Genomic DNA, 17,678 nt, shown 5'->3' with positions numbered 1-17,678 from the left:
TCATCGCTGACACAAACTTCCAGATGCAATCATCGCTTCCACAGCTTTGGTTTATGAACGTCCTCTGGTAACATCCGACAAAGGCTTCTCAAAAATCAAAGAATTAGATCTAATCACTAACGAGGTCTAAATCCACACTGGGTGGAATCGGCAATTCCACTCTAATATCCCTCCCAATTTTCAATGGGCAAAATATCCAATTCTAGTACCTCACCCCAAACTCCCCAAAGCTTCCTTCCCCTCCCGTCGCCGAAACTCCCGCCTTTATCCCCCAGGACCACCAAGCCAGATGGTCTCCAGCAAGCTCGCTGCCGATTTCTTCCCAGTTTTGGCCGTCAATGCTGAAGGAGAATCGGAACATCTTTCCGTCGGTCATCTTCGCCTTGAGCTGCACACCGGCAAAAGCGTCTATGGCTTTGCTCTCCAAAACATTAAAATCCCCTCCCTGCAGCTTCCAGAGTTTTAGCGAATCTCCTTGAACTCCCAACCCGAGGCTATTGTCCCGAGTCACGTAAAAGATCAGGCTTCGCAGCGCATCGCTTTTTCCCAGCACCTGAGTTTGAAACTCGGCATTGGCTTTCTCGGGATTGATCCCCAAAAAGGCTGGAGTCGCTGAGGAATCGGCAGTCAGGATCAGGTTACCACCTTCGATTTTCGCCTCTACATTTCCAGCCTCCACGTCAAATCTCCAATTTGCTTTTAAGACATTTCCATCAAACTGGTCCGTAAAGTCAGTTGCCAAAATAGCAGCGCTGCCCACTTGGGAATTAGCGGCAAATTTTGGCCAGCCAGTCGCTTCATCCCAATCTACTTGGCTCAACAAAGCCGACCTTCCCAAATTCGGAAAGCCTTGGGCGGGATAGGCATGGTAGAGGTAGTACCACTCCCCGTCGCTTTGCACCGCCGTGCCGTGGCCGGGACATTTCCAGTTTTCGTTGCCGACTAGGATTGGGTTTCCTTCAAATTTCTCCCAAGGCCCTTCCATGGTTTTCGCTCGCGCCACACCGACCTGATAGTCACAGTTGGCTCCGCAGCAGGCATTTCCCGAATAAAGCATATACAAATAGCCGTCTCTTTCCATGATGGTTTGCCCTTCGATGCCACCTCTTTCCCAGGAATCCGCTTCGGCCACGAGAACTTCGAAACTTTCCCCCTCGAGAGAAAGTCCACCCTTGCTCAGCTTGGAGCCCAAGAGCGTAATGGGCTTGTCCTTGGTCAGCCCGTAAGCTTTCCAAGTGATGTACAAATCCTCTCCCTGTTGGTTGACAAAGGCGTCGATAGCTTCCTCGCCCCACTCGATGATCACCCCATGATCCTGAAAGCCCTGCTTTATATTCTTGGTCGTAGCGACTCCGATCATAGAAACTCCGTCTTTTCGCCTGGCGGTGTAGTAGCAATAGAATGTCCCGTTCTTGTAGAAAAGCTCTGGTGCCCAGTAGCTGTTGATCGTCCACTCGGGTTTTTCCCGAAAAACATAATCCACAAAAGTCCAATTCTTCAGATCCTTGGATTCATAAATCGGAAAATAAGGCCCCCAGGCATTGGAAGAGCCAGAAGCATAATAGGTCCCGTCTACCTCAATCAAAGTCGGATCGGGCAGCTCGCCGGGAATGACCTGCTCTTGAATGATTTCGGCTTTTTCGGGCTGAGAGCAAGAAAAGGCGAGGAAAAGCAAAACGGAAAACAGCCAACGGCGCTGACTAAACGATCTTCTCATAAAAATTACCGAGGTTTTTCAAACCGATGAATATATAGGTTTAGATGAAGAAGGCATCTAGCAATCATAGATTCTCCAAACTCCATTACTCCTTTTTTGAGTCAAAAAACGCAATTTGTCAACACCAAAACTTCCAGAACATCGACACTGGCGAACAAATTAAGGAGAGTCTCATAGCCAAAATAAGAAAATCAAACGACTTGAATTTCCTTCAGGCGCTTCAATCAATCATGGATTCATCAGAGCAGGATTTATTTGAACTTTCAGAGGAGCAGGCTGCAGCAATTGAAATTGGAAGAAGTCAAATCAAAACTGGCCAAACTTTCACCCACAGCAGGATTATCTCCGAAATGAAAGAATGGCTATCAAAAAGATAGTCTGGTCTGAGCTTGCCAAGAACGAACTCTTCAATGTCTTGGAATTTTACATGCTCCGAAACGGGTCATCGAATTATAGCCAAAAACTACTGAATGAAATCGACCGTCTTTTGGCTTCGTTAGCGAAAACCGATCCCTCGAGAGGTTGATTTCAAACCGTGGCACCAGAGCCCTTCCGCTAAAATATTAATTGATTTTTTACGTGGTAACCATTTCCCAAATAGAAATCATTTCCTTCTGGAACAGCCGCCAAAACCCCAAAAAACGAAAAGTCAAATGAGATATTTTGGGCTTTTGGAGACGGCGCTTTCTATTCCGTAGCGGATTCCCCTATTTTGCATCCTGAATCAAAACCGGACTATTCCCGTACTTGGTACTTTGTACTTTGTACTTCGTACTCCTTATGAAATCGCATCAACTCAAGCTATACAACACTCTTTCCCGCCAGAAGGAGGACTTCGCACCCATCAGCCCGCCCTTTGTGGGCATGTATGTCTGCGGTCCAACCGTCTATGGCGACGCCCACCTGGGACACGGCCGCCCGGCGGTCACCTTTGACACGGTCAATCGATACCTCACCCACCTTGGCTACCGCGTGCGCTATGTGCGCAACATCACCGACGTGGGCCACCTGCAGGGCGATGCCGACGAGGGAGAAGACAAGATCGCCAAAAAGGCCAAGCTCGAGCAGTTGGAACCCATGGAGGTCGCCCAGCAGTACACGGACAACTACCATCGGGATATGGCTTTGCTCAATACCTGGAAACCAAGCATTGAGCCCCGCGCTACCGGACATATCCCGGAGCAGATTGCGCTGACTGAGGCAATATTGAAAGAAGGACTGGCCTACGTAGTCGATGGCTCGGTGTACTTCGACGTGCTCAAATACAACGAAACCTACCAATACGGTAAGCTTTCCGGCCGGGTCTTGGACGACCTGATGAGCGGAAGCCGGGCTTTGGACGGACAGGACGAAAAGCGGAATGCCGCTGACTTTGCCCTTTGGAAAAACGCCTCCCCCGAGCATCTCATGAAGTGGGAGTCTCCTTGGGGCATGGGCTTTCCGGGCTGGCATGTAGAATGTACAGCCATGAGCTCCAAGTACTTGGGAACCAACTTTGATATTCACGGCGGCGGGATGGACTTGCTTTTCCCCCATCACGAAGCCGAGATCGCGCAGGGAAATGCCTGCAATCACCACGATCCGGCCAAGTACTGGATGCACAACAACATGATCACCATCAACGGACAGAAGATGGGCAAGTCCCTGGGCAACTTTATCAACCTGCAGGAGCTCTTCACCGGCAACCACAAGCTGCTGGAGCAGGCCTATAGCCCGATGACGATCCGGTATTTCATGCTGACGGCGCACTATCGATCCACGCTGGACTTCTCCAATGAGGCGCTGAAAGCTGCCCAAAAGGGTTACAAGAAACTGATCAACGGGCTACGCATCGCTCGCATGCTGGAATTTACTCCAGATGACTCGGTGGCTTTGGACGAAAACCAAATCCAGCAGATCGAATCCAGCATCGCCGCCGCCTATCGCGCGATGGACGACGACTTCAATACGGCTCAGGCGATCGGACACTTGTTCAACCTGTTAAAGAAGATCAACTCCATCTTCACCGGACAGCTCGCTGCGGCGGCCTTGGGCGAGGACATTTTTGCGAAGCTGAAAGACACCTTCATCACCTTTGTGGTGGACATCTTGGGCTTGATCGAGGAAAAGGGCGATGTGCAGAACGACATGCTGAGCCTGCTTCTGAAGCTTTATTCCGAAGCAAAAACCGCCCGCGACTACGCCAAAGTGGACGAAATCCGCACGGGTTTGAAAGCCATGGGTTTTGTAGTCAAAGACATGAAAGAAAAAATTGATTGGGCTTATGAAGAATAGATTTTGGCTGATTGGATTGCTGGTTTTCGCTTGGGCATGTTCGGGCGAAAAAACCACCGAAACCGTCGTCGAGGAAGTCGTAGTCAAGCCCTACCCCGCTTTCAATGCGGATTCCGCATATGCCTTTGTGCAAAAGCAGGTAGACTTCGGCCCCCGGGTGCCCGGTACCAAAGGACATAGCGAGGCAAAAAACTGGATGATCTCCAAGTTGGAAGGCTACGGTTGGAGCGTGCAGACGCAGGATTTCCAAGCAAAAACCTACGATGGCCTGACCTGGGACCTAAGCAATATCATTGCCTCCTACAATCCCCAGGCGACCAAAAGAATTCTTTTGGCTGCGCACTGGGACTCCCGTAGGATAGCTGACAAGGACACCCAGCGAATCGACCAACCCATCGACGGAGCCAATGACGGAGCTTCCGGCGTCAGCGTATTGATGGAAATCGCCCGAGTGATCGCATCCCAAGAGCTCAAACCGGAAGTAGGCATCGACATCATTCTCTTCGACGGAGAGGACGACGGCGAGCCAGAACATGCAAAAACACGAAACAACGCCCAGGAATTCTGGTGGTGTCTCGGTTCCCAGTACTGGTCCAAAAACAAACACATTCCAAACTACTCCGCGTACTATGGGATCTTGGTCGATATGGTAGGAGGAAAAAACGCCAAATTTTATCGAGAAGGTAACTCCAGACAGTATGCCAGCGGTATCGTTTCGAAGGTTTGGGCTCATGGTGCCAAACTCGGGTTTTCTGACTTTTTCATCCAAAAAGACGCCCCGGAAATACTTGACGATCACGCTTTCATCAATGCTCATGCAGGAATCCCGACGATTGATATCATTGAGTTCTCCCCCGACTTTGGTTTTAGCCACTATCACCACACGCACCAAGACAATATGGAATTGATCGATCCCCGCACCCTGAAGGCGGTGGGAGAGACTGTATTGTACACAGTATATCAGGAATAGTGAAAATTATAAAGTTTTTTGCAATTTGAGCCTGTGCACTCGATTGCAAACTTTAGCTTAGGACACCCGCTATCATGAAAAAAGGTCATCAGATTACGATGAAGGAAATCGCCAAGAAGCTCGGCGTGTCGGTTTCTACTATCTCCCGGGCATTGAAAGATTCCCCCGAACTCCATCCAGAAACCAAGCGAAAGATCGTGGAGATGGCCAAGGAGATGAACTATCAGCCAAATCTTTTGGCGCAAAGTCTCCGGATCAGCCGATCAAAGACACTTGGTGTAATCGTGCCGGAGATTACCTCCCACTTTTTTGCCTCTTGTATCAGCGGCATCCAGGATACTGCCAACACGCGTGGGTACAACGTGATGATCTGCCAGTCCAATGAGTCTCTCGAACTGGAAAAAGCCAATATCCGAACCCTCGTTTCAAGTCAGGTGGATGGACTGCTGATCTCGCTCAGCCGCGAGACCAATCAATTTGACCATCTCTATGACCTCTACAACCGAGAGATCAATTTTGTGCTTTTTGACCGGGTGAATGAAGAAATCCCCGTATCCAAGGTCACTTTCAACGATGTCGGCGGAGCCTATCAGGTAGTAAAGCATTTGCTTGAGGGAGAGAACAGACGCATCGTCTATGTGTCCGGACCGGAGGATCTATATATTTCCAAAAAAAGAAAAGAGGGCTATCTCAAAGCGCTGAAAGAGTTTGGGATTGACATTGACCCAACACTCATATTTAAATCTGATCTCACCACAGAAGGAAATATCGAAGTTGCCAAAGCAATTGCAGAGATGCAACCCAGACCTGATGCAGTGTTTTGTATGATCGATCCCGTGGCTGTAGATGTCCTGACCCAATGGAAATCCGTCGGGATTAAAATCCCCCAAGACATGGCCTTGGCCGGTTTTACCAACAACCCCACCGCTGCTGTCGTGGAGCCTCCATTGACCACAGTTGCGCAACCCGGCTATGAGATGGGCAAGTTGGCTGTTAGCCACCTGCTCGATCAGCTCGATGGCATCGCTTCCGATGACCCGATCTCCATTGTGCTCGAAACTACGCTAGTGCCACGCAAGTCTTCCCAACATTTTGACCTGAAAAAGTGATTAGTTATTGAATTATTGATATCTCATTGATGCTAGACTTGTAACTCCTACCCGATACCAACCAATCAATCCATGACCTCTCAGATTACCGAAAGCTTCCTATCCCACTTTTCAACCTCTCCTCTCATTGCTTTTGCTCCAGGCCGTATCAATCTGATCGGAGAACATACCGACTATCAGGAAGGATTCGTCTTTCCCGCCGCCGTAGAACAGGGAATCTGGGCCGCGATTCAGAAAAACCAAACCAATGTTTGCCGGCTATTTTCGATGGATTTTGACGAGCAATACACCTTTGAACTGGAAGCATTTTCTCCGAAAAAAGGCCATTGGGCAACGTATGTCATGGGAATGGTTGCTCTGCTGAAGCAGGCTGGCTATCCCGTCGTGGGTTTTGACATGGTCATTGGAGGAAACATTCCCGTAGGGTCGGGGCTATCTTCGTCAGCGGCTCTTTCTGTTGCCATCGGGACAGGGATCTCCGCTCTTTTCGGATTTCAGATCCCCAAAAAATCCATCGCCCTATACGGACAAAAGTCGGAGCATCTTTTTGCCGGTGTCAAATGCGGCATAATGGATCCCTATGCCTCAGCTTTTGGAGAAAAAGGCAAAGCCCTCCTCCTAGACTGCCGCGGCAACACACATGAGGAAATTCCTGCGGAGTTTGGAGAATACGCTCTTGTCTTGGTCAATTCAAAAGTGAAGCATTCCTTGGCCGACTCGGCTTACAACAAACGCCGCGAAGCCTGCGAAGAAAGCGTGCGGATTCTCTCGGCTTCTTTTCCGGGGATCATCACGATGAGAGATATTGCCCTGTCTGAGTTGGATCAGGTGGAGAAACTGTTGCCGGTTGAGCTTTTCCCGAAAGCCAAACATCAGATCACCGAAAACGCCCGAGTTCATCAGGCTGGCAAAGCGCTGAAATCCGGCGAATTACAATTGTTTGGGGCGCTTCTCAAAGCTTCCCATGAAAGTCTTAGTAAAGACTACGAAGTCAGCTGCGCTGAACTGGATTTTTTGGCAGAGGCTTCTTGGGAAATGGACGGGGTTTTAGGGTCGCGAATGATGGGCGGTGGCTTTGGCGGCTGCACGATCAACTTGGTGAAAAACTCCGAAATCGTCCATTTTGAAAAGTCGATGGAGCAGGCTTACCAGAAAAAATTCGGCATCAGTCCGGATTTTATCCGGGTAAAGATCAGCGCCGGAGCTTCGATCTTGGAGTAAAAGACAGGGGTACCGTCACCTTGAGCGGAGTCGAAAGGTCGATGTCAGGCTGAGCGGAGTCAAAGCCTTAAAAACTTATTTTCAGAATCCGATATGAACATACTATTATCGGTCATGCCTACGGCATTTTTTTTAAAATTCACTGGATCTTTGATTCCAGCCATTGAAATGGCTGGCTAGTCAATCAACCATGCCTACGGCATTTTGGCTATTAACTAATCGACTGCTTCCCTCCCGCCTCACCCGCCGTGACGAATCCGCCATTGGTAGGGGCTGTCAATCGACGCTAGAACTGGATTGGGATTTCCCGCCCTGAGCCAATCTCATCATTTAGAAGCCTGATTTGTCAATTGATGTGTCAGGCTGAGCGGAGTCGAAGCCTTAAAAATTTATTTTCAGAACCCGACATGAACACACCATTATCGGTCATGCCTACGGCATTTTTTTTAAAATTCACTGGATCTTTGATTCCAGCCATTGAAATAGCTGGCTAGTCAATCAACCATGCCTACGGCATTTTGGCTATTAACTAATCGACTGCTTCCCTCCCGCCTCACCCGCCGTGACCAATCCGTCATTGGTAGGGGCTGTCAATCGAGGCTAGAACTGGCTTATAGCTTCCTGCCCCGAAATAATATCTTCATTTAGAAGCCTGATTTGAAAAAAATTAAAAGTAAAACCAGGCGATTCCCTCACGCTTCTTCCAGTATCTATATTTTTCCCTAATTTCCCCAAAAAAACTTACCTATATGTATTTACCCAAAAACCTACGTAGCCTTATTCTGTTGCTCTTGGCTGTGGGACTTGGATTTTCGGCTTGTACCAAAAAGCGCGAAGGAAACCCAAAAGTCCTGATTTTCAGCAAAACAGCAGGATTTTACCATGAATCCATCCCTTCCGGTATCGCTGCGATCCAGAAGTTGGGAGCCGAAAATGGCTTTCAGGTGGACACCACTAAAAATGCGGAGTACATCACCGAGGACAACCTGGCGCAATATGCCGCCGTCATCTTCCTCAGCACCACAGGAGATGTGCTTAACAGCTTCCAAGAAGCTGACCTTGAACGATACATCCAGTCTGGTGGAGGATTTGTCGGCATCCACGCCGCAGCCGACACAGAGTATGAGTGGGGCTGGTATGGCAAAATGGTCGGCGGTTACTTTGCAGATCATCCCGGCATCAACGATCCTCACCCTAATGTGCAGGCAGGCAAAATCACCAAAACAGGGGAAAAACACCCCTCAGTCGACTTTCTTCCAGAATCATGGGAAAGAACCGACGAATGGTACAGCTACAAAAACATCAATCCTGACACTAAGAAACTCTTGATGCTGGACGAAGCCTCCTATCAAGGGGGACTAGATATGGGCGAACATCCGATCGCATGGTATCATGACTACGACGGAGGCCGCGCCTACTACACAGGAGGTGGCCACACCGAGGAGTCGTATCAAGAAGCTGAATTCCTGAAGCACTTGCAGGCAGGTATAGCGTATGCCATTGGAGACAATCTGGCCTTGGATTACTCCAAAGCAAAATCCAAGCGAGTTCCAGAAGAAAACCGCTTCACCAAAACCGCGCTTTCTACAGGCCAGTTTACTGAACCAACCGAGATGACCATCTTACCCAACCTCGACATCTTGGTAGCCCAAAGGAGAGGAGAAATCCTGCACTACAACCCCGCAACCGGTGAGCTCAAGGAAGTCGCCAAGCTAGACGTATACTGGAAAACTGACGTAAAAGGCGTCAATGCAGAAGAAGGGCTTTTGGGAATTCAAAAAGACCCGAACTATGCGCAAAACAACTTTGTATTTGCGTACTATGCGCCGACCGGCGAAGAAGAAATCAACCGACTTTCCCGCTTCGTCTTCAAAGATGGCGTATGGGACATGGCGTCCGAAAAAGTCATCTTGGAGCTTTACTCCCAACGGGGAATCTGCTGCCATACTGGCGGTTCTATAGCTTTCGATGCGGACGGAAATCTCTTTCTATCCACAGGCGACAACTCAACGCCTTTCAACCAACCTGGAACGCCGACTACATTAAATTCCTATGCACCCCTGGATGGACGTGAAGGCAATAAGCAATGGGACGCCCGTAGAAGCTCCGGAAACTCCAACGATTTGAGAGGGAAAATTCTGAAGATCAAAGTGGCGGAGGATGGAAGCTACACAGTACCGGACGGCAACCTATACGCAAAAGGCACTGAGGGCACACGTCCTGAGATCTTTGTGCAGGGCCTAAGAAATCCATATAGAATCTCTGTCGATCAGAAAACCGGCTTCCTCTACTGGGGTGAAGTTGGCCCAGATGCCAACAATGATTCACTCGCTGTCAAAGGTCCAAGAGGATATGATGAAATCAATCAGGCAAGAAAAGCCGGACATTTCGGCTGGCCTTACACAATTGGAAATAATTACGCCTATCGTGAATTCAACTACGAAACTGGAGAAACCGGCCCTGCGTTTGACTTGGCTGGACCGGCGAACAATTCTCCGAATAACACCGGACTGAAAATCCTTCCTCCGGTAGAGCCAGCCTTCATTTGGTATCCGTATGCCGTTTCTCCCGAGTTCCCTTCCTTGGGCACAGGCGGCAGAAATGCGATGGCAGGTCCGGTCTATTATTCCGATATGTATCCTTCAGAAACCCGCATGCCTGACTATTTCGACGGTAAACTGTTCATCTACGAGTGGATCAGAGGCTGGATCAAAGTAGTCACGATGAATGAAAACGGAGACTTAGAAAAGATCGAACCATTCATGCCAGGCACCAAGTTCAATGCAATGATCGATATGGAGATGGGCCCTGACGGGAAAATTTACATCCTGGAGTACGGCAACGGCTGGTTCAGCAAAAACCCGGATGCGGGACTTTTCCGAATCGATTACAATGGCGGCAACCGTGCACCGGTCGTAGCTGCTTTGAATGTGGACAAAACTTCCGGAAGCAATCCATTGACGGTAACGTTCACAGCCACGGCATCCGATCCTGAAAATGACGTCTTGTCCTACACTTGGGATCTTGGAAATGGCGAGACCAAATCCACCACGGAGCCTACTTTGACTCATACTTTCAACACCGTGGGAGACTATGAAGTCAAAGTGACCGCCAACGATCCGGCGGGCCTTTCCGGTGCAAGCATGCCTGTCGCTGTTTATTCCGGCAACTTTGCCCCGGAGATCCAGATCACCATCGACGGCAACCAGTCCTTCTATTTCCCCGGAAAAAAAGTAGCCTATTCAGTCTCTGTCACCGATCAGGACGACGCTACTGCAGGTTCGGATCTGAGCACCTTGTTCGTATCTGCGGATTACATTTCGGGTGTTGACTTGGCGGAAGCAGACATGGGCCACAAGATCATGAGTGAGGCCATGAACGGCAAAGCGCTTGTGCAGTCGCTAACCTGTAAGACCTGTCACAATGAAACTGAAAAATCCATCGGCCCCGCCTACGCGGATGTCGCCAAAAAATACCGTGAAAGAGACCGCGACTACCTGCTTAACAAAATCAAAACCGGCGGCAGCGGAGTATGGGGAGAGACCGCCATGCCTGCAAATCCTGACTTGAAAGCCGCAGATGCCAATGCTTTGGTGAGCTATGTATTATCGCTGCGAGCGGACTCCAAGCCTAACCTTGGTGCCAAAGGAACTTTGGATGCGACTATGGGCAAGACTCCATCTCCAACCGGCGCATTAATCATTTCCGCATCGTTTACCGACAAAGGCGGAGAGAACATCAAGCCATTGACTGGTTCTAACTCCTTGATCTTGACCTCCAACACGGTGGCAATCTCAAACATAAACGAGTTCGATGGAATCACCAAGATGGTGTATGACGGGCAACACTTGCTGATCGTCCCTGCAGAAAAAGGACACTTCGCTCTTCCTCCCACAGATCTAAGTGGTGTCGGTTCGATCACGCTTTCGAACGCATCTCGCGAAGCACTCACTGCTCCGGTACACTTCGAAGTAAGACTCGACAGCCCAACAGGCACAGTGATCGCGGAAGGTGTGCAGCAGCCAGGCCCGGGATTTGCGCCTCCCGGCGTGCCGGTCCTGATGCATCAGACCTCGCTTCCGATCACCGGTACGACTGACGGACAGAAGCACAAACTCTACTTCGTCACGGATGCCAAAGGTGGCGATATCGGAACCTTCATCGTGATGGGAATCACCTTCAACGCGAAGTAATCCCTAGCTGATTTTCATTGAAAAAGCCATCCTGAGGAATCGGGATGGCTTTTTTGATTCTCCAAAACGCTAAGTCAATCGTATTCAACAGGAAAAATCCTCCGAGAACTTCGCGTTACGTGAGATCAAATTACTTCTCGCAGAGCTAGAAAGTCTCAAAAATTTTGGGAGGCTAACCCTGAAAATTTTGAATTACTAGGCTCCCCCGAAGCCTCCGCTTTTTTTCTCTGCGTCTTTAAGAAACGCTAATAACTCCTTCAAACTTAGAGGTTCAATACCACGTTCTTTGGACATCTCCAATAAAATCCTTTACAGAACTTTGTGGCAAAAAATCTATGTCCCGATTTCAACTGGCCTTTTTTGGTTTTCTTCCAGTATCCTAATGGATAAACAACACCTGGACATGATTTCTTCTTTTCGGTTTAAAACCATTCTGACATTCGTTTTCCCACTTTTTCTTCTGAGCAATTTCACCTTGGCCCAAAGTACTTTTCCGGAGCACGTGATACTGACTTGGAGCGGTGATCCTGCGACTTCGCAAAGTGTTACCTGGAGAACCAAAAATCCGGTGGCAGCGCCTTTGGCACAAATCGGGCTGGCGACGGATTCTCCAACTACACTCCCTTTGCAAAGCATCACTCCTACCGTCCAAAAACTGGAGAGCGACTCGAATCAAACTCATTACTATTATTCGGCAACTTTCCAGAACTTGATCCCCGGCCAAACTTACCTCTATCGTGTCGGTGACCAAACAGGCGGATGGACTGGCTGGAATGATTTTTCAACACCGAAAAATGATGCCTCTCCTTATTCCTTCCTTTATCTGGGAGATATCCAAAACGACATCTTGGAATGGGGCACCCGGGCAGTACGAGCGGCCTATGCTCATAGGCCGGAGGCGGCGTTCATGCTTTTCGCCGGGGACTGCGTCAACAACGGGCACGATGCATCTCAATGGCAGGAATGGTTTCGGGCGCTGGGTCATATCCCTTCGGTAATGCACATTGTACCCGTGACCGGAAACCATGAGTACGACATGTTGCCCGGAGCCGAGGAGTCGTCCCTCAGTGTCTTCTGGAATGCGCAATTTGAACTGCCTAAAAACGGCCCGAAGGGACTGGAAGAAAGTGCTTATTACATCGACTACAATTCCATGCGGCTAATCGTCCTCAATAGCCTGATTGCTTTGAATTCGGAGGAAGATCTCCGCATCCAAACGGAATGGCTGGAAACGGTTTTAAAAGACAATCCACAAACTTGGACGGTCATTTCCTATCACCATCCGCTCTTCTCAGCCAGAGATGGGCGCCACGGCGACTATCCGGAACTCAGAAATGCTTGGCAACCTATTTTTGAAAAACACCAGGTGGATCTCGTGCTGCAAGGCCATGATCACATGTATGGACGCGGAAATAGACAGTATAAAACCATCGAAGTATCAAAAGGTCAAGCTGGCCCGGTCTATCTGATCTCTGTCGCAGGGCCAAAACAATACGGCATTTTGGAAGAAAAACGCTGGATGGATCGGGTTGGTCTTAACACGCAGTTTTATCAAGAAATAACCATCGAGGGTGATCTACTCCAGTTCCGCGCCTACACCGTGCTGGGCGACTTGTATGATTCTTTTGATCTGCGAAAGCAAGAGAAAGGCTTCAATCAGTTTGTCGAGCACATTTCCTCTGAGAGCCATCCTGAAAAGCTTTTTCCGGGAGGACTTTATTCGCCAAAGAAGTAAAAGTCGGAAAGGGGAAAGGAATTCATTCCGCGGAACATCCTTTGCAACTCCTAAATATTGTTTGTTTCAAAAGGCTCATCCGTTGGCTTCATCCATAGCTTGCAGTTCTATTTCATGGGAAAATCGAAAGTCGGTACTCAAGAAGTATTTGCTTGGACTTATCGACGACGCTTCCAATTTCAGCCTATCTGGAAGCGATTCACCAAATTCGGACACAATTTCCTGGGTAGTTGTAATCCTGCCGTAAAGTTTCTGCAGAAGTCCAAGTTCTCCAATGTTGGTTAAAACAATGAAGCAACTCGTGTCGGAAATGATGACACTAGGCATTGGTCCCGTCACTAGCTAGATCTGCAGCGGGGTAGTTAAAAATTGAAACCTCGTAGGTGCCTAATAATTCAGCGAACGTCCGTTTAGACAAACCAGTCATTTCAGCTGCCTGTCCGAGCGAAAGTTTGCCCTGCTCATAGAGCCTGCTTGCCACAATCATGGCCACTTGCAAATCGTCCAAGTCCAAACTGTCAGGAATATTGAGTGTCAATACTTTCATAGTCTCTAATTTATCTGATTTCAATGGAACATCAAATATTGAGACAGAGTGCAATTGCTTGCACCAGAAGTTCAAATTTCCATACATCGAAGTTACTGAACAAAGCTTTTCAAAGTTCGGCCTTTTGGAAATGTTGGCAGGTCGTTGATTCAGACTCTTTCATAAGAAATAAACTATATCACTCAGATTAGCCCTATCGGGTAAATTGTCAGTATTAGAAGTATGCCCTGTTTGCCGAGGAAAATTCCTCCCTCATCGAGTCAAAAACACAACTCATAACCACCTTCAGATGAAATTTTTCATAGCAGCTTTTATAATCCTGTTGTGCGCCGGATTTATCCCCCACATACAGGAAAAGACCTTTTACCAGGATGTCGCCACGATACACGAAGGGGGTAGTGGACTGCCCGCCGGAGCGATAGATCGGATTCAGGTCATCGGCGGGATTCCCATCGCTCAGTCCAAGGGAGCTTTCTATGAATTCAAAGAAGGTAAATGGACTGCTTCCAAAAATAAAATCGCTGTAAAAACCAACCCGGAGAAAAACCTTCCGGCAGGTTCCGGCAAAGTCCTCTCGGCAGTTGATCACCTCGGCAGCCAGTGGATCGGCACCGAAAACGGCCTATATCAAAAGTCGTCATCGGGAGCTTGGGAAGCTGTCCTACCCGCCGACAGCAGCTATAGCTGGTCGCCGCGGGAAGTCGCCGCATTGGTGGTGGACAGCAAGGGCAATCTTTGGTTTGGCGCAGAGCAAGGTGTCGGAAGATTGGAGGGAAATCAATGGAAACTTTTCACCGGAGCAGAAGGCCTTCCCTACAACCACTTCACCAATGCAGCCGCCGGTCCGAATGGTGAGGTTTGGTTTGGCACCGAAAAAGGCGCAATACGCGTAGCAGACGACTATTTCTACTACCGCTTCAGCCGCCGCTGGTTGCCGGACGACCAGGTAAATGACCTTGCAGTCGACGCATCCGGAACCGTCTGGATTGCAACTGCCAAGGGGATCAGCCAGATCGAGTCCGTGGAGATGACTTACGAGGAAAAGGCCAAATACTTCACCAAGATGACCGAAGACCGCCATGTGCGGATGGGCTTTGTAGCTCCCAACAACCTCAAGGTTCCCTTTGACAAAGATTCTTACGAACTCGGAATCTCGGACAATGACGGCATGTACACATCGATGTATGGTGCCGCACAGGCTTTCCGATATGCAGTAACCGGCGATGCAGAAGCCAAAGCCTTGGCAGACCGTAGCTTGGAAGCCTGCAAATGGCTGGTGGACATCACCCACGAACCCGGCTTTCCGGCACGGGTGATCATCCCGATAGACTACCGCGAACCCGTCAACGAGCAGTACAGCAGGGAGTACAACAAGCGGCATCAGCAATCGGACCCTTTCTGGAAGGACATCTATCCCCGCTTCCCGACCAGCGAAGACGGCAAGTATATGTGGAAATGCGATACCAGTTCGGATGAACTGGCCGGGCACTACTTCTTCTATGCGATCTACTATGATCTGGTCGCCAAGACAGAGGAGGAAAAGGCGATGGTTCGCGAGGTGGTGGCAGACATCACCGATCACCTGATCCGCAACGGCTTTATGCTCATGGATCATGACGGCAAGCCGACCCGCTGGGGCAATTTCTCACCGGAGTACATGGCCTCCTTCTGGGGCTGGGATCAGCGCGGCCTCAACTCAATGATGATGCTGTCCTTCCTGAATGTGGCCAGTCACGTGACCGGCGATGCCAAGTATGAAGAGACGGCCAAGATGCTTCGCGACAAATACAACTACCATATCAATGCCATGCATGCCAAGGAGTTTTTCCCACCGGACAATGTCGTGCCCTGGGACAATAACCTCTCGCTGATGAGCTTCTATGGCTTGATCAACTACGAAAAAGATCCCGAGCTCCTACTCATGTACCGCGAATCACTGGAGTATGCCTGGCTGCATATCAGCAAGCAAAAGAACGCGTTTTGGAATACCCTCTATGGTGCCTTGGCGCAGAAGTTTACCGAGAAAGCAGCCGAAGGAGTCTTCGATCCGGCGGTGGTATTCCCGGAAAACAAGCTCTATGCTCCTGCCCGCACGAAGTTGTATAGTTCGTGGGATGCCAAGACCGGCGACATCATCGAGACGCTTGAGCGCATCCCCCTGGATATGATCGGCTACGAGATGGACAACACACATCGCCTGGATGTGGCCTTTGATCCTACGCCGGGACAAAGCCCAGGCAAGGGCTGGCGGTACGACACCTACGCCGTGCCGGTGGATGAGCGTGGCCATGTGCGCCAAGACCGTGACGGTTTCGCTTTAGAATTTCGCGAAGTCGGTGGAGGCGATGCCGAGCAGGAAGGCACCTTCTATCTCCTCCCCTACTACATGGCGAGATACCATCAGCTGATCGAGAATTGACCGATCATGCAAACGGCCCAGGGTGAGAACCTTGGGCTTTTTCAACTGTAAATTTACAAATGATATTTTTTAGGATTTCAAAAGCAAATTGAAGGAAAAACGGAATGAAACTGTATATTTCGCCCATCACAAGGTATAGGAATCCAAAAACTAAATGGAAGTTTGCTCCCGTCTCGATGATCCACAAAATAAAAAGGGAGAAAACTCGCTTTAAGGAAATATAGCTCGCTAAGATGCCTTTCGGCGGGAGAAAAACTGAGTGATTAGGCGGAATTGAAATTTTTTCTGCAAAATCGATTGCGAAATTCAAACAAACACACGACCGCTTTTCAAATGATCTGACTATGCAAAAAATATTAGATTTTATTGCCAAAGAAACGGACGGCAAAAACTACAAATCTTACAAATACTGCTTTGAATCCGTAGACATTCCGAAAATGGACTATGAAGATAAAAGAGGAATCCAAGTAAAGAAAAAAGGAGAGACAGATAAGAGCTTGACAACTACAAAATCAGTCAAAAACTTAGCGGATAAAATAGGCGAAAACGGGTCCCCGCTTTTTAAGTACTTTTTGGACGGATCTCGACGAACATATAAGGTCGACGACATAGCTTATGGAAAAAGGCTTTACCCCATCATTGCGGGACAAATTGGTGTGGCTGTTTGTGAGCGGAAAGATAAACACACCTTCAAGCCTGTAAACTTAAAAAACCCACTTGTTATTTCAATTCCTGAGAATGCCAACGCCCAAACAACAATTGGTAACAATGACCAGTTTTTCACGAACCTCATTAAGAAATTAAACGGACAAGAAATCCTAAAAACACAAAAACTAAATTTTAGCAAAATCCTTCCATATAAGAACACCGCACTAAAGGAGAATGACAAATATGAAGATCGAGGAATAGCCAGGATACAAGATGAGATGATTGCACTGGAGCAAAGAGTCGTTTTTGAGCTTGTAAAGGCAAGGAAACTTAATTCTGACTCCTTTTTGATAAAAGACGGATCCTTAGAATACATGAAAAGTAGTGAAGCTAGAGAACTCTCTCAGATAAAGTCAAATTATGATTGTGTAATCGGAGTTTCAAAAGCATTTAACCCCGAAGCTCTATCGAATGATGTTAGAGATATTTCTCGAAGCATAGCTGAACTCAAAATATATCATAGAACACCAGCTTTTATGTACCAAACAGAAAGGATTCCAGATGTAAAATTCGCTGTTTGGTATTTAAGGATTCGGGAAACTCTAAGCCCATTTGACGGGGTGTTAAAAATCGAAAAAATACTTGTAAGGGATATTCAGGAAGAAGAGGGCTTGGATTCTGATGAAATAGATTTAATAAGTGCAAATATAATTAACGAACGCAATCCTGTTTGTTATGGAAAAGACGATAGATGGGCAAAGCATCTTTATCCCATTCATTTGACGGAAAGTTATATTAAAAGTAAATATCTAAGCGATATTCATTTTATCAACCTATTTTAAATT

Annotated in this window: 12 protein-coding genes; 9 read left to right on the top strand and 3 right to left on the bottom strand. The window is 48.3% G+C overall.

Annotation, left to right across the window (positions count from 1 at the left end):
• Window positions 1–202: 202 nt before the first annotated feature.
• Entirely contained in the window at window positions 203–1,717 is a 1,515-nt protein-coding gene (locus ABD031_RS10770; protein ID WP_343851245.1) for a glycoside hydrolase family 43 protein, read from the bottom strand.
• 230 nt (window positions 1,718–1,947) lie between these two features.
• Here ABD031_RS10770 and ABD031_RS10765 point away from each other — a divergent pair, with 230 nt between their 5' ends.
• The 7 genes from ABD031_RS10765 (at window position 1,948) to ABD031_RS10735 (ending at window position 13,219) form a co-directional block, all read left to right on the top strand.
• Window positions 1,948–2,094 (top strand): hypothetical protein, encoded by a 147-nt coding sequence (locus ABD031_RS10765; protein WP_343851243.1) that lies wholly within the window; start codon window positions 1,948–1,950, stop codon window positions 2,092–2,094.
• 403 nt (window positions 2,095–2,497) lie between these two features.
• Window positions 2,498–3,991, top strand: a complete 1,494-nt coding sequence (gene cysS / locus ABD031_RS10760; RefSeq protein WP_343851241.1) for a cysteine--tRNA ligase — start codon at window positions 2,498–2,500, stop codon at window positions 3,989–3,991.
• A complete protein-coding gene (locus ABD031_RS10755; RefSeq protein WP_343851238.1) occupies window positions 3,981–4,961 on the top strand; it encodes a M28 family peptidase in 981 nt (326 codons plus the stop codon). Before cysS ends, ABD031_RS10755 begins: the two co-directional genes overlap by 11 nt.
• Window positions 4,962–5,035: 74 nt before the next feature.
• The gene (locus ABD031_RS10750; protein ID WP_343851236.1) at window positions 5,036–6,070 is read left to right on the top strand and encodes a LacI family DNA-binding transcriptional regulator; all 1,035 of its coding nucleotides are present in this window, start codon (window positions 5,036–5,038) and stop codon (window positions 6,068–6,070) included.
• 72 nt (window positions 6,071–6,142) lie between these two features.
• Window positions 6,143–7,291 carry a galactokinase gene (galK, locus tag ABD031_RS10745; RefSeq protein WP_343851234.1) on the top strand — a complete coding sequence of 383 codons (1,149 nt, stop codon included), beginning with the start codon at window positions 6,143–6,145 and terminating at the stop codon, window positions 7,289–7,291.
• Window positions 7,292–8,040: 749 nt separating this feature from the next.
• Window positions 8,041–11,484 (top strand): ThuA domain-containing protein, encoded by a 3,444-nt coding sequence (locus ABD031_RS10740; RefSeq protein WP_343851232.1) that lies wholly within the window; start codon window positions 8,041–8,043, stop codon window positions 11,482–11,484.
• A gap of 382 nt (window positions 11,485–11,866) precedes the next feature.
• Entirely contained in the window at window positions 11,867–13,219 is a 1,353-nt protein-coding gene (locus ABD031_RS10735; RefSeq protein WP_343851230.1) for a purple acid phosphatase family protein, read from the top strand.
• Between the two features lie 75 nt (window positions 13,220–13,294).
• On the opposite strand, the gene ABD031_RS22455 is transcribed toward ABD031_RS10735, so the two are convergent.
• Both ABD031_RS22455 and ABD031_RS10730 read right to left on the bottom strand, forming a co-directional pair.
• Entirely contained in the window at window positions 13,295–13,546 is a 252-nt protein-coding gene (locus tag ABD031_RS22455) for a PIN domain-containing protein (RefSeq protein WP_486276903.1), read from the bottom strand.
• Window positions 13,539–13,766: a UPF0175 family protein gene (locus ABD031_RS10730; protein ID WP_343851228.1), complete on the bottom strand. Its 228-nt coding sequence runs from the start codon at window positions 13,764–13,766 to the stop codon at window positions 13,539–13,541. Before ABD031_RS10730 ends, ABD031_RS22455 begins: the two co-directional genes overlap by 8 nt.
• Window positions 13,767–14,055: 289 nt before the next feature.
• On the opposite strand from ABD031_RS10730, the gene ABD031_RS10725 reads away from it, so the two are divergent.
• Both ABD031_RS10725 and ABD031_RS10720 read left to right on the top strand, forming a co-directional pair.
• On the top strand, window positions 14,056–16,185 hold the full coding sequence (locus ABD031_RS10725) for an SMP-30/gluconolactonase/LRE family protein (protein WP_343851226.1): 2,130 nt from the start codon (window positions 14,056–14,058) through the stop codon (window positions 16,183–16,185).
• A 344-nt stretch (window positions 16,186–16,529) separates the two neighbouring features.
• Window positions 16,530–17,675 (top strand): hypothetical protein, encoded by a 1,146-nt coding sequence (locus ABD031_RS10720; RefSeq protein ID WP_343851224.1) that lies wholly within the window; start codon window positions 16,530–16,532, stop codon window positions 17,673–17,675.
• The last annotated feature ends 3 nt before the right edge of the window (window positions 17,676–17,678 follow it).

Origin of the sequence: Algoriphagus jejuensis (assembly GCF_039523455.1) — a bacterium.
Lineage (GTDB): Bacteria > Bacteroidota > Bacteroidia > Cytophagales > Cyclobacteriaceae > Algoriphagus > Algoriphagus jejuensis.
Note: the sequence above shows the minus strand (reverse complement) of the source record. Positions and strands in the feature narration are given on the sequence as shown.